This is a genomic window from Spiroplasma endosymbiont of Zeiraphera isertana, from assembly GCF_964030805.1.
Taxonomy (GTDB): Bacteria; Bacillota_I; Bacilli_A; order Mycoplasmatales; family VBWQ01; genus Spiroplasma_E.
Window position 1 is genome coordinate 2,053,831 of record NZ_OZ034965.1, and the last position, 13,435, is coordinate 2,067,265.

At 22.9% G+C, this 13,435-nt stretch carries 18 protein-coding genes; 12 read left to right on the forward strand and 6 right to left on the reverse strand.

Going from position 1 to position 13,435, the window contains the following annotated elements; translation table 4 throughout:
* The first annotated feature begins 26 nt into the window (after window positions 1-26).
* Window positions 27-134 (forward strand): IS3 family transposase, encoded by a 108-nt coding sequence (locus AAHM78_RS14305; RefSeq protein ID WP_425289748.1) that lies wholly within the window; start codon window positions 27-29, stop codon window positions 132-134.
* On the opposite strand, the gene AAHM78_RS14310 is transcribed toward AAHM78_RS14305, so the two are convergent.
* Window positions 121-303 (reverse strand): hypothetical protein, encoded by a 183-nt coding sequence (locus AAHM78_RS14310; protein WP_342253641.1) that lies wholly within the window; start codon window positions 301-303, stop codon window positions 121-123. The two genes, AAHM78_RS14305 and AAHM78_RS14310, sit on opposite strands and share 14 nt — an antisense overlap.
* Window positions 304-671: 368 nt before the next feature.
* Here AAHM78_RS14310 and AAHM78_RS14315 point away from each other — a divergent pair, with 368 nt between their 5' ends.
* Window positions 672-1,640 (forward strand): ankyrin repeat domain-containing protein, encoded by a 969-nt coding sequence (locus tag AAHM78_RS14315; RefSeq protein ID WP_342253642.1) that lies wholly within the window; start codon window positions 672-674, stop codon window positions 1,638-1,640.
* 23 nt (window positions 1,641-1,663) lie between these two features.
* Here the strand turns inward: AAHM78_RS14315 and AAHM78_RS14320 are convergent, their stop codons facing one another.
* From AAHM78_RS14320 to AAHM78_RS14335, 4 genes are all read right to left on the reverse strand, one after another.
* Complete coding sequence (locus tag AAHM78_RS14320) at window positions 1,664-2,299, reverse strand: hypothetical protein (protein WP_342253643.1); 636 nt, start codon at window positions 2,297-2,299, stop codon at window positions 1,664-1,666.
* Window positions 2,300-2,386: 87 nt separating this feature from the next.
* The gene (locus tag AAHM78_RS14325) at window positions 2,387-3,874 is read right to left on the reverse strand and encodes a VWA domain-containing protein (protein WP_342253644.1); all 1,488 of its coding nucleotides are present in this window, start codon (window positions 3,872-3,874) and stop codon (window positions 2,387-2,389) included.
* Window positions 3,875-3,888: 14 nt separating this feature from the next.
* Window positions 3,889-5,466, reverse strand: coding sequence for an AAA family ATPase (locus AAHM78_RS14330; RefSeq protein WP_342253645.1), 1,578 nt, complete (start codon window positions 5,464-5,466; stop codon window positions 3,889-3,891).
* A gap of 23 nt (window positions 5,467-5,489) precedes the next feature.
* Window positions 5,490-6,110: a hypothetical protein gene (locus tag AAHM78_RS14335; RefSeq protein ID WP_342253646.1), complete on the reverse strand. Its 621-nt coding sequence runs from the start codon at window positions 6,108-6,110 to the stop codon at window positions 5,490-5,492.
* Window positions 6,111-6,379: 269 nt separating this feature from the next.
* Here AAHM78_RS14335 and AAHM78_RS14340 point away from each other — a divergent pair, with 269 nt between their 5' ends.
* Window positions 6,380-6,793: a hypothetical protein gene (locus tag AAHM78_RS14340; protein ID WP_342253647.1), complete on the forward strand. Its 414-nt coding sequence runs from the start codon at window positions 6,380-6,382 to the stop codon at window positions 6,791-6,793.
* A 156-nt stretch (window positions 6,794-6,949) separates the two neighbouring features.
* Here AAHM78_RS14340 and AAHM78_RS14345 read toward each other — a convergent pair whose 3' ends face one another.
* The gene (locus tag AAHM78_RS14345; RefSeq protein ID WP_342253648.1) at window positions 6,950-8,092 is read right to left on the reverse strand and encodes an Mbov_0401 family ICE element transposase-like protein; all 1,143 of its coding nucleotides are present in this window, start codon (window positions 8,090-8,092) and stop codon (window positions 6,950-6,952) included.
* Between the two features lie 121 nt (window positions 8,093-8,213).
* Between AAHM78_RS14345 and AAHM78_RS14350 the strand changes: the two genes are divergently transcribed.
* The 9 genes from AAHM78_RS14350 to AAHM78_RS14390 all read left to right on the forward strand — a co-directional run bounded on the left by AAHM78_RS14350 (window position 8,214) and on the right by AAHM78_RS14390 (window position 13,401).
* Window positions 8,214-8,594 (forward strand): hypothetical protein, encoded by a 381-nt coding sequence (locus tag AAHM78_RS14350; RefSeq protein ID WP_342253649.1) that lies wholly within the window; start codon window positions 8,214-8,216, stop codon window positions 8,592-8,594.
* 126 nt (window positions 8,595-8,720) lie between these two features.
* Window positions 8,721-9,224: a hypothetical protein gene (locus tag AAHM78_RS14355; RefSeq protein ID WP_342253650.1), complete on the forward strand. Its 504-nt coding sequence runs from the start codon at window positions 8,721-8,723 to the stop codon at window positions 9,222-9,224.
* 12 nt (window positions 9,225-9,236) lie between these two features.
* Window positions 9,237-9,776, forward strand: coding sequence for a hypothetical protein (locus tag AAHM78_RS14360; RefSeq protein ID WP_342253651.1), 540 nt, complete (start codon window positions 9,237-9,239; stop codon window positions 9,774-9,776).
* A 186-nt stretch (window positions 9,777-9,962) separates the two neighbouring features.
* On the forward strand, window positions 9,963-10,556 hold the full coding sequence (locus AAHM78_RS14365; protein WP_342253652.1) for a hypothetical protein: 594 nt from the start codon (window positions 9,963-9,965) through the stop codon (window positions 10,554-10,556).
* A 4-nt stretch (window positions 10,557-10,560) separates the two neighbouring features.
* Window positions 10,561-10,851: a hypothetical protein gene (locus AAHM78_RS14370; RefSeq protein ID WP_342253653.1), complete on the forward strand. Its 291-nt coding sequence runs from the start codon at window positions 10,561-10,563 to the stop codon at window positions 10,849-10,851.
* Window positions 10,817-11,635, forward strand: a complete 819-nt coding sequence (locus tag AAHM78_RS14375; protein ID WP_342253654.1) for a hypothetical protein — start codon at window positions 10,817-10,819, stop codon at window positions 11,633-11,635. The genes AAHM78_RS14370 and AAHM78_RS14375 overlap by 35 nt, the downstream gene beginning before the upstream one ends.
* Entirely contained in the window at window positions 11,635-12,537 is a 903-nt protein-coding gene (locus AAHM78_RS14380; RefSeq protein ID WP_342253655.1) for a hypothetical protein, read from the forward strand. Before AAHM78_RS14375 ends, AAHM78_RS14380 begins: the two co-directional genes overlap by 1 nt.
* The gene (locus tag AAHM78_RS14385) at window positions 12,538-13,056 is read left to right on the forward strand and encodes a hypothetical protein (RefSeq protein ID WP_342253656.1); all 519 of its coding nucleotides are present in this window, start codon (window positions 12,538-12,540) and stop codon (window positions 13,054-13,056) included. It abuts the gene before it with no gap.
* A gap of 3 nt (window positions 13,057-13,059) precedes the next feature.
* Window positions 13,060-13,401: a hypothetical protein gene (locus AAHM78_RS14390; protein ID WP_342253657.1), complete on the forward strand. Its 342-nt coding sequence runs from the start codon at window positions 13,060-13,062 to the stop codon at window positions 13,399-13,401.
* Window positions 13,402-13,435 lie beyond the last annotated feature (34 nt).

Below are 13,435 nucleotides of genomic sequence, written 5' to 3' on the forward strand. Positions count from 1 at the left end.
TCGTTAAATTGTTAAAATTAAAGGTTTTGCACCAAGTCTATTATATCAATTGATATAACAACATACGAATTCATAGCACTTTAAACTACCTAACTCCAGTTAATTATCAAAAACAAATGTCTACCAAAAAATAGTCCTAAAAAAGGTTGCCATTCCATCATAAAAAAAATTCATATATTGACATTCACCATTTAATATGACTTCTTTATAATCATTAAAAAAAATTTTTATTTCATCACTATTTTTTAGTAAAATAAGAAATTTGTTTATTCTTTCTTTTTCTAAATGTTCTAATCTTGGCATTAAAATTTCTCCTCATAATAATGTTAATTTAAAATATAAATTATAATATTAAAAAACCTTATTAATAAATAAATCTATTAAAAGGCTAATTTTGCAAATATTATAATTACTATTGATAATACACTACTATAAAATAATAATTAAATCAAACTATACAAAACACTTATTTTATAATCATTTACTTACATTCTTTAAATTATTTTTAATTAAATATTCAAAACCTTAAAAATACAAAAAAGCATATTAATTGATAGATTAAAAAAATAAATTATAATTTTATTAATTTAATAATTGTTTATTCCTAGTATAGATATTTTCTATATTAGGATTTTTATTAAATTGTTAAAAGAAAAGGAGCATTAAAAGATATGACTAAAAATGAGAAATTAATGATTGCTATTGAAGAAGGTAATTTTAAAAAAACTATGAAATTAGTAAAAAATGGCGCTGATGTCAATTATAGAAACTTTAAATATTCCATTTGTAAAAAACTTACCGGTAAAGTGACTTCTTATCCAGATAAAAATACTAGTGGTAATACTCCATTAATGAAAGCCGCCAAAAAAGGGTATTTAAATATAGTTAAATTTTTAGTTGAAAACGATGCCGATGTTAATCAAATAAATTTACGTGGTGAAACCGCTTTAGATCGAGCTATTGAAAATGGTCATTTAGATGTAATTAAATTTTTGAAATGATGTTCACCACAAGCAAGAGAAAGAGAAAAAAATAAACAATTAATGAATGCAGTAAAAGAAAATGATTTAAAAAAAATTAAACTTTTATTACTAAATAATGCTAATGTCAACTATACAAATTCAGATATTTTTACTTATACTTATAGAATCAAAGAAAATTATTTTCAAAAAAATATAAAAATTGGTAGTGGTAATAGTGCTTTAACAAAAGCCGCCAAAAAAGGATATTTAAATATAATTAAATTTTTAGTTGAAAATGATGCCGATGTTAACCATATAATTAATTATAATAAAGAAAGTGCTTTAACACGAGCTGCTCAAAATAATCACTTAGATGTTATTAAATTTTTAGTAGAAAATAACGCTGATATTAATCATACAAATCAAACTGGTAAAACTGCCTTAATTCTAATTGCTAATAATAATAATAATATAGAGGGAGTTAAGTTTCTAATAGAAAATGGTGCCAAAATTGAATGTATAGATAATTTTTGAGAATCAATAAATAAAGTGAATCTAGAAGTGAAAGAATATTTGCAATCATGAATTTTAAACTCAAGTAAAAATGAAATAAATTCACCTAACTATAGTAATCAACCAACAACAAATATCAAAAAACAAAGTTTGCTAATGATCTAATTAAAAATCTAAAATAACTTTTATTATTTCTTACCTTTAATATTTCTAACTTCTTTTAATTGTTTTTTTAACATTTTTAATTTTAATTGTAAATCTTCATATGATGGTAAATCATCACTTTTAATTTCTTCTTGTTTGTTTTTACTATAATCATTACTTTTTTTTGATAACTGTGGAGGATTAACTCATAAATTTTTTAAGCCATATCAAAAAATAGTAAGTAAACTTAAACCAATACCTGCTCAAGGAATTGTTCATAAATCTTTAAAAGGAATAGTTTGAAAATTTCTAATATTAAAGTAATTAAAAAGTACTAATACAAAAAGTATCAATACTAAGGTTATTAATAACATGTGTATAGCAAAAACTGATCTTGAAAAAGTTTTTTTAATAAAAATTAATGGTATTAAATAAGTTAAATTAAAAATCAATAATGTTCCAAAAGTATATAAAGAAACTATACTATCACTAGTCATTAATTGTTTATAAAAACTACTAGTAATTGGTTCTTTATTAACGATTAAAGTAATAATAATAGCAATATTGTTTTTTAATGGAACACCTCAATTAAATAATGGAAAAATTGATAAACTAATTGTTACTGTTAAAACACTAATAATAACTAATATTTTGCTTAAAATTAAATTATTTTTTTTCATATTATCCATCTCTCATTATCAGTTTACTTTTTCACTCTAATAATATTTTATCATTATTAAAGCAAAAAATAACTATCAAAATTAAGATTAAGATTTATTTTTAGTTTTAGCTAAATTTAACGCAATTTTTCGCGCAGCAAATGGATCGCGAGGATCATAATGTCAATAATTAGTAAAATATTTTTTAAAATTATTAGACAATGTTGAAGAAGCAATATTAATAGCATGAAAGCGATTAGCTTTTGCTTTTAGTTGCAACATTAAATTAATATTATTTTTAGTAATATTAGCAGATAAAAAATCAGAAACTACCAATAAGTCTGCATTATGATATGTTTTAGATTGCATAATTGTTAAAGCATGACTAATAGCTGGATTAATATTAGTATGTCCTTTAAAACTATGACCTAAAAAATGAATTAGATTGGGAATTGATGAAACTAAATTAGATAAATCATAAGTTTCAAATTTACCAGAAAAATTGATCATATAGCATGGTCTTTTTTCTTGTAAAGCAATTTTACTAATAGCAAGCGCAATTGATTTTGCAATAATTTCTGGACTATGACTCATCGATTTAGATGTATCAATGCATAAGATAAAAGGGCCTTCACTTTCGGGAATTGGTACTTCTACAACTTCTTCAACAAGATGTTCAGTGGCAACTAAATCCGTTGATTCAAACTCTGTAATTGCTAACTTTTCTTCAACAAATTTTTTATAAAAAATAGCATTTAACTCTGGAATAGCAAGATTAACTAATTCTAATGGTAATAAATGTTCTAAATCTTTACCCTCGGTAATTCCTACTATTTCTTCAGGCCATTTTCCTAATGGCTTTAATTGATATTCAATTTGTACTTTTTGATGAACCTGCTTTTCTGTTAAACCCGAAATTCCTTTTCAACGACCAAGTAGTCTAGCAATTTCAATAATAGCTGGATTCTTATTTAAAATTTCACCATATTGTATAATAGTATTTAAATTAATTTTTTTAAAATCATTTAAATCTCCTTCTCAAAATCGTCCAAAAAAATTTCAAGCAAAACCAACAATATGTCTTACTTCATTAATAATTTTAATATTATTACTTCACATTGTTAAATATTTTTGACGCATTTGCATAGTTTCAAATAATTTATAATTTACAATTCTTTGAACAATTAAACTTTCTCAATGTCTTATAAAATTATCAAAAGTTAATTTACTATTAAGTTTACGATCCTTAAATTTTTCTTGAAAATAATAAAAATAATTAATCATTGGTGAATCAAGAATTTTTGCCCTATTGTAAATTTCTTGTCAATTATTTTTTAATCTATCAATACCATTAATCATAACTCAGAAATATAATCGTAATTCTCTTTTAATGATGGGACTAATAACAATATTTTTACTTTTTTCTAAAACTTCATTTAAATAAAAATGACTAATTTGTTGATCAAATTCTGGAGCTAATCAAGCAAATTTTTTTTTAAATCAAGTAAAACTACTTAAATTTGTTTCTGAAAAAGACATTTTTTTCAATTTAGTTTCTAAAATTTGTGAAACATGGGATTCAATTAATTGTTCCATAATAATCACCTATCTTAATTAATATCATAATTATTATTAGTATCATTAACATTTGGAATAGTTATTGGTGAATCTTCAGTTAGTGATTCTGATGAAAGAGTCGTTTCAGTTTCTGCTTTTGGTATTTGCGAAATTTTATCAAAAAATGCCATTTCTAATAGTGATTTAAATTGTTCATCAAAAAATATAGAATCGGTTTTACTTAAACGATGATATTCTTGTTCAAAATGTACTTTTAATTCATTAATTTGTTGCTTTAAATCTTTAATTTGACTATTAATATTTCCAAATTGTGATTTACTATCAGTATTAGTTAATTCAACTTGAATTATAGAATTATTTGTAATATTTATTAATTCACTAGAATTCTTTAATTGTAACTCAAACTTCTGATTACCTTCCATTTTACTTAAACTTTTACCATAAAATAATTGAATATTATGACTCTTTTTATTACGTCGTAATAATAACTGAAAATCCTTTCTACTAATAAAACAAATTGGAAACTCATCACTATGTCATAATAAACGATAATATATGCCTTTAATTTGTTTAGAAAATGGATTGGAGTAAATAGATGGTTGATTTTGACTATCTTTAATGTTTTCGGCATTATTACTTAATGTTTCCAACTCACTTTCCAGTTCAATCTGATTTTGTTTCAATGTGTAAGTTAAATCTTCACAATATGCTTCATTGAAAAGTTTTGTATACTCTTTTTCTTGATCTTCATTATCTCAAATACAGTAAGGAATAATCAATAAATCAGGCTTATCAGTAGTTGTTCTACCATTATAATAAGCTGAAGCTTTTATTAATTTAGCAATTTTTTTTCATCTTCGATCGGAAATGTAAGCTTTACCATTAGTTGCTTCTGTTAAAATTTTACGAAAACGAGAAATAAAATTTAATGTTTCTTTGCTTAAAGTAACAGTAGTTTCCAATTCTTTTAATCACTTTTCATATTCAGAAGTTTTAATTTGTAATTCAAGTGGAACTTTTACTTCTAAACTAGTAATACTTTCTAACATATCATTAAAATTTTCTTCATTAGTTAAACCATAAACTATCATTCTAATAATAAAACGATCAAATAAAGCTTCTAAACCTTTACCACTTTCTGGTAACTCATTAGAAGCTGAAATTAATAGTTTTAATGGTACTTTGATATCAACACCACCATTACGAAAGATTTTTTCATTAATAATAGTTAGTAATGTATTTTGAATTGAAGGGCCTGCTTTTCAAATTTCATCCAAAAAAGCAATATCAACAGCAGGCAAATATTGATCAATAATTCTTACATAGTTACCTTTTAATAAATCTTTGATTGAGATTGGTCCAAAAATTTCTTCTGGAGTAGAAAAACGATTCATTAAATATTCAAAATTTCGCCCATCATGGAGCGCATATTTAATTCGTCGTGAAATTAATGATTTAGCAATTCCTGGTAATCCTAATAAAAATATTGATTCTCCTGATAATAACGCCAAAATAGCAAGTTTAAAAACAGTTTCTTTTTCATAAACATCAGCGCTAATTACTTTAATTAATTGTTCAATTCGCTTAGAAAGTAAACTATCTGTACTCATTTATATTCTCCTTTACTTATTATTTATTCGACACTTAATTCTCTTCTTACATCATCACTTTTAACAATTAATAAACAAGCAGCAATTAATCATAAAACAGTTATTAGTAAAACAATAATCATAAATATTGGAACTTCTGCAGAAACGGTTTCATTTACTAATCCATTAACCAATAACAAAATTGTACAAAATACTTCTAAAACTATAAAATAAGCAATTGCTAAAATAATATAAACAATTGATCATCCAAACATAGCACTAGCAGTGCGACCAATCGCTACTGGTAAATAAAATATAAAATTAAATCCCAGAGTTATAATTAAAAATATATAAATTATATAAGTTGGGTTCATGTTACTACCTTTATTACTCAAAATTTGATTAACCAAATTGTTAGCTAAAAAATAAGAAAAAATTAAATGAAAACAAGAAACTGTAAGTAACAAAATACGAGCAATATTTTCCATTTTTGAACTTCAATACATTCTTTTAAATTTAATACTATCACTTAATAACGGATTATAAGTAGTAAAACGTTGTTCTTCAATATCTTTAAATGATGGATTATCATTATTTGGTTTGATAATACTATTATCAACATTTGACAATGGAGTATTTTTTAAGTCATCTTTTTTTTCTTCCATATATCTAACACCCCTTATTTTTTATTTATATTATAACTTATTTTAGGTATTAAAACTTAATAATAGTATCTGATATAAATTAAAATTATAAGTGTTTAATTTTACAAAATTATCAAATTTAAATTTAGGCAATTATCCCTGCATGTACTAGTGTGGAGTAAAAAATGAATTGAAATGAATTCAATAGCATATTTCAAACTGAAAACGATTGTTTGAAATATATAGCGAAGTTGAAAATAATGAAATGCATCAGGTGTGCTTCTTCTAGTTTGAATGCTTCTGATTTGAGAAGAATACGATGTTTGAACTGTAACCGAACATTTAGTATTCTTTATGGAACAATTTTTTATAAGTCACAGACCCAAATGACATCTTGGTTTTATCTCATCTTTAGATGAATAAACACAAAGCACGGCATACCAGCAACCGATGTTGCAAGGGAATTGGGTGTGACCTATAAAACAGCTTGAAGAATGTGTCATGAAATCAGGACTAGAATTGGAAATCAAGATGCAGGTTTCATTGTTGATGGCACAGCACAGATGGATGAAATGTATCTTTCACATTTAGGTTTTAAAAAACAAGGAAGATCCTTGTTTTTTAAAACTTTGATTGTTGGAGTTTATGAGAAAACCAGCAACAAACTAATTGTGGGGTGAGTAAAGTTAATAGTTATAATTTAATTTTCTTTAAATAAAAGACAACTTTAAATTATTAATTGCTGGTTATATTATATACCTTTTTACATTTATAATCAAGTGTTTTAAGTTATTATTTTACAATTATAAATATCAAAAATTCCTAACTATTTAGGTTTAGAAATATTAAATTTTAAAAATTTAAAGTAAAAGATTTAATTTATTAATTCTTGCTGAATTAATTATAAGCATATTATCAAGTACTTTATCATTAAAAATTTTAGGACCATAACCTTTTAAAGATTTAACTAAATGTGATACATCACTTTCAGCACAAACTCCTTGATTTCAATTTTCTTTTTGATTTATAACACCATCTTTATTATTTTTAAAATATTTATATATTTCTTCATTTACATTATTTTCTTTTAAAAAATCTAATAATTGATAATATTCACCATTAATAAATAAATTATATGCATTTGTTATTTTTTTATTATCTACTTTTCTATTAAAAATAAATCCTTTTTTAAGTGCTTTAAATGCATGATGTCTATCAATTACATAAGGAATATTTTCATTTTTAGCAGTAGTTTTAATTCAAGGCGCACCATCACCAATAAATACTAAACTATTTTTATTATAAATATATTGTAAATCAAGAAATTCATAAATTTTATTAATAAATTCTTGTTTTTTAATTCTTTGACCATTTTTAGTTTTCATATAAGTAATTTTTTTATCTTTTAAAACATTTCTACTTTTAGTAGATTTATCTAAATCTTTACCTTTATTTGCACTAATTGTACGAATACTATTTTTTTGTTTTTTATTATTAAATAATGAAGAAATAAAACAATCATCCATATTTATAAATAATTTTTCATTTGGTAAAACTAATTTTTTCTCTTTTATTTCTTCAATACCTATTACTGCATTTTTCATTACATTAGTCATATATGTTTTTGAAAAATTACTATTTTTTATAGTATCTTGTACATCACTTTGTCTTTTACCATTACCTGAATTTCTTATTATTGTATGTTCTAAACTTGTAAGTGTTCTTTTTCTTTTCTTAATTTTTATATAATCATCTAAAGGATAATCATATTCATTAGTTTCTAATATTAAATAACATCTACGATAAAAATCATTTATTTTACCATATTGAGTATTTGGACTTCTTGGAGCAGTTTTAACATATTTATATTTAGTTTTATCATATATATTTTGATGCCAAAAATCATCATATGCTTTTAATAGATTTATTAAATAATTTAAACCATTATTTTTAATTTGATTATCAAGTTCATCATAATTAAGTTCATTACTAAGAAAATTCATAATATTAATCTCCTTCTTAATTTATGAATTGATTATAGTAATAATTATTATTAAAGTGGTGAAATATGATTTTATGAAAATGTTATAATTAGTATATAAATTATTGAATATAGGTGATAATATGTCAGAAAAAGAAAAAAAATATGGTGAAAAATTAAGTGTTAATTATAAAATTCAAATTGATAATTATTTAAGAACTAAAAAGGTTATATTAACTCCACAAGGATTAAATAATGCACTTGGAATTGATAGAAAATTTGTTTATGATTGCCGACGTAGAAGCAATCCATGACGTAAAAAATTTATTAAAGATTATGATAATGCAAGAGCAATAATTTCAACTCATATGTTAGAAAAATCATTAGTAAAACCAGAAATAATTTATAAACATTGACAAGTTAGTTATCCAAATGAATTTGATATTAATGAAGAAGATAATACTACTCAAAGTAATATAATTATTAATATTTGTGAACCTAGAAAAATAGAAAATAATGATTAGAAACCTATAATAAATATAGGTTTTTTTCATTTATTTTAAAGGATAAAAATGATATAATTAACATGAAACATGGCGTGACTATTTGCCTAATAATAGGAATAATTATTATTAAATAAGGAGTTTAAAATGGAAAATTTTAAATGAGATAACAATGTAGATTATTCTAATCCAGAAAATATACAACGTTTAATAAAAGAACATGAACAATTTATGGAAAATAAAATGTTTAAACCTAAATTAAAAGAATATGAAAATAAAATTAATAGTTTTGAAGAGCAACAATTATTTTCTAATATTAAAGATACTAAAAAAGTAAATTTAATTAAAAATTTAATGAGTACTGATAATTATAAATCTTTATCAAAACAAGAAGCATTTAATAAAATAAATGAAGATTATAAAGATTTTTTAATTGATAAAACTTCAGAACCAATTAAACAAGAAAATAAAATTAATTCAAATGATTTTAATCCTAAAACACTTTTAGATTTACATACAAATAGTATTAATCCAGAAGAATTAGAAAAAAAATTAAATGAAAAAGCAAAAACTACAGGTATTACTGACCCTAATGAATTAGAAAAACTTGTAAATTTAGCAAGAGGAAATGCACTTCAATCTATTAAATAGAAAGAGGATAATATGGCAATTCCACAAATACCTAAAGCATTTATTATTGGTGGTAATTCACCTACTGAAAATGCTGTTTTAAGTGTACTTGAAGCACAAGTTCGTGGTGAATTAACTGCTGAATTAAGTACTTTATTTATGAGAAATACTGTTACTGCTGACCAAATAGCAAATATTAGTGGTGTAGCAATGGCAATATATAGAGCAACTGTTCGTGTATTATGAGGTTCTACATGAGATGAATTTACTGGTACTAAAAGACAAAAAGGAATAGTTAAAACAACAACATTAATTATTGATAAAGAATTAACAATTGATTTTAATATTCCAGAATTTGATATTGAAAGATTTATGACTTCACCAGCAAATGTTGCAACACCAATTGTTTCAAATTGAACAAGTTCATTTATGAGAAATTTAAGAGAAAATTTTGAATTAATATTTTTACAAGGTACAAAAGATTATGCAATTGCTAAATCATTAGTATTACCTTTAAATTTAAATAATATGACTAAAGAACAAGCATTAAATGCTTATTATATAATTGGATAAAAAAATAATAAATTAATTAAAAAAGTAGATGATATTACAGTTGGTATTAATAAAGCAGATTTAACTGGTGCTTGTGGTATTGATAGTAGTTTTAATCTTGCAAAAGCATTTACATTATTAAATTATGGACAAATTGCTGCAAATACTTTAGCAACTGGTAAAAGATATACAAATCAAATTATGGGCATGGAATTTTATGAAAGTTTTTATTTAGAACAAAATTTTATTCATGATACTGTTTCTGGTATGCATTTAGAAAAAGATTATAAATTATTAGATTTATTTGGAGTAGTTTATAACATATATATGTGAGGTATGCCTATTTCATTTACAAAAGTAAGAAATAAATTAGATAATGCTACAGATAATATTCGTATTATTGGTAAAGCATTATATTCATTACCAGCAGCAATAAGACCTAATTTAATGTATATAATTCAAGAAAAAATGCCAACAGTAGATGAAATTAAAGAAGCAAGAGCAAAAAATTATAAAGTTGATGCAACTAATATTAATGCTACTTATCAAAATACTGATTATGATAATATGAATATTTTAGATTTACAAGATGTAATTTATTATAAAAATTTAGGAAAAATTACTATGGCTGGAGATATTCCTACTAATGCTGAATTAGATACTGCAATAGTTAAAGTTGGTAATAATGGTTTTGAAGTAACTAAAGCAGTATATAGTAATATAACTGATACAAGTGCTACTATGACTGGTAATAAAACTGATTATTATGGAACAGTAAAATTAAGTTTTACAAAGGCATAATATTATGACTTATATTTATGATGTTTTTAATAATAAATCACATATTATTATAAATTCACCAAAACCAGAAGATTTAAATAGTTCAAAAGATATATTAGCAATATTACTTTATGAATTTCCAACTTTAAATCCAAATTATGTTATTGTATCAAATCCACATGAAAGTTTTGCTGTTTGTGTTGGAGATAATGTTAATTATAAAGGTAAAATACTTATTCAAATTAAAAAAGTTACTAAATTATTAAAAGGAGAAAATAAACATGCCACAACATGCTGAGACTACACAATTGAGTAATTATACTTTAATTAAATTAATAAGAATTGGAATAGCGCCATTAAGTGCAATGATTGGTACAAGTGCTTATTATGGTCAATTAATAGGTAATCCGGTATTAGGAAGTATAAATGCTTTATTATTTTCGAAAAAATTAGGAATTGATATATGAAATTTAAATCAAATTCCTAGTATTAAAACTAAATTACTTAATAGTTCTAAAAAAATATTACTAGGTTTAGGAACAATTGGTTTAGTAAATTATGCAAAATTTACTAATGCTGATATTAATCCAAACCCAACTGAAAGTCCAACAACAACAGTAAACCCATTTCCACCAGATTTATTATTAAGTAATACTAATACCGATAATCATTTAATGGATTGAGATACTTATATATCTTTAAATAGTTTTGGTATAGCAAATGTTATTAGTGGTTTAACTGAGTTAATCCCTAATAGATTTCAAAATATAAGAAAGATAGCAAATATGGGAACTGGTAGTTGTTTGATTAGTAGTGGTGTAGCAATGGGTATTAATAATGATTTTAATAATGCTTATGCAATACCTACTATTATTGCAGGAATAAGTGAAATAATTCATAATTTATTACCAATGGAAACAACTAATCATATTGAAGAAATGCAAGAAACAACATTTACTAATGAAACTACAAGATTAATTAATGATAATAGATTTACTATTAATAGTGAAACAACTAGTCAATATGGTAGTGATAATATGAGTGAAGTAATATTAGATAATGCTTCATTAAATTGAGATTATAACCATATGAGCTTATAATGTTACCTTTAATTATTAGAATTATCTATTCTGCATTAGAAACTAATGATATTAGAACTGCAATTATTAGTTTATTAAAGTTATATAGTAAAAATCAAAGTTTAAAATCAGTTTTAGATAGTGAAAATGTTAGCGAAGAAGAAGTTGACCAACCATATTCAACTTTTAATCCAAATATTATTAAAAAACTTATTTCAATTATGAAACCTAGTGAATTAACTGAATTAAAATCACAATTAGATAAATTAGTATTTAAACCTATAAAGAAAATTAATAATTTGTTTAAAGATGATAAAAAAGATATTAATGGTAAAGATATAGAACAAGATAATAAAGATGATAAAGGATGAGTAATATTATCAAGTTCTTGATTTAAAAAAGGTTTATTTTATAAATCTAATCAATCATTAAAAGTAGGAATATTACAAGGTTTATTTCAAAGTGATACATCTAAAAATAAACGTTGATATGGTATATATACTTATCCAAATGTACCAGAAGAAACTTGAAACTTAATGAAAGTTCAAAAAGGTAAAAATGGTAATGGTGCTGGAACAATATTTTGAAGATATTTTTTAAGAGGTTTTTTACCAAGTCAAATACGTTTATATGTAAAAAAACAACTTAAAGAACAGAAAGGTATTAGTAAAGGTAAACAACGCTATAACATTATTAATTCAACTAATATTAATGTTTTAAAAACAACTGCATTTATTAATAAATTAGAACGTGGATTTTTTAAACTTAAAGAATTTAAAACTTTACCAAAAACTGAATTAGGTAGTAGAGCATGAAGAGTAGAAAGAAAAGAATATTTAACTTTTCATAAAATTAATAATTTAAATAAAAATATTGGTATTTCAATTTATAAAAATAAAAGTAAATATAAAACATGAAAGTAGGTGGTAATTATTATTGAATTAGATAAACCAATTAAACCAATTGGAATATGAAATACTATTAATCCATTAAGTAAAGATAATAAAGAATATAAAAAATTAAATAAGATTTGATTTAATAAAAATAGTACTCATATAGATAAAATAAAAATATTAATATCAAATATTTTAAAAATAACTAGTCATTTTATTGGAATATTAATAACTATATTTTTTACTAGTACACCTTGATTAATACCTAAAATACCAATAGAAATGGGAATAGGTAATTATACTAATCAATATAATTTTACTTGACCAGACCATTTAATATTAACTTTATTTCCTATGTTTGGTCATATTGGATTAAATTTAATAACTAAATTAGGTAATTATGGAAAATTAATTAAATATGCATTAATAACAATACCAATTATTATTACAAGTCCTTATTTAATATATCAATATAAAGAAATTAAAAAACATAAAAAAGAATGTCATTTATGTAAACAACATTCAAATAAAATACAATTGGAGGAATAAAAAATGAATTTTTCAATAGAATTAATATCAGCAGTAATAGGAGGAGCAGTTGCTAGTGGAATATCTATTACTTTAGCATTTCTATTATTTGGAAAATCAATAAAAAAATCAAAACAATCAAATTTAGCAAAAGAATTAAAACGTAATAAAGAATTAGAATTTATTACAGCAAATATTAAACAATTAAATACTCATTTACAATTAGAAACTACATCAACTGCTAAATTACTTGATAGTTTTAATGTAGATAAAGAACAAGTAGATAATTTTGTTTTATTACAAAAATCTAAAAAGAAAGAATTATCAGAAAAAGATAAACAAAAAGCAACTAAATTTAAAATTTAAAGGGTTTAAATACCCTTTATTTTACATTAAGGAG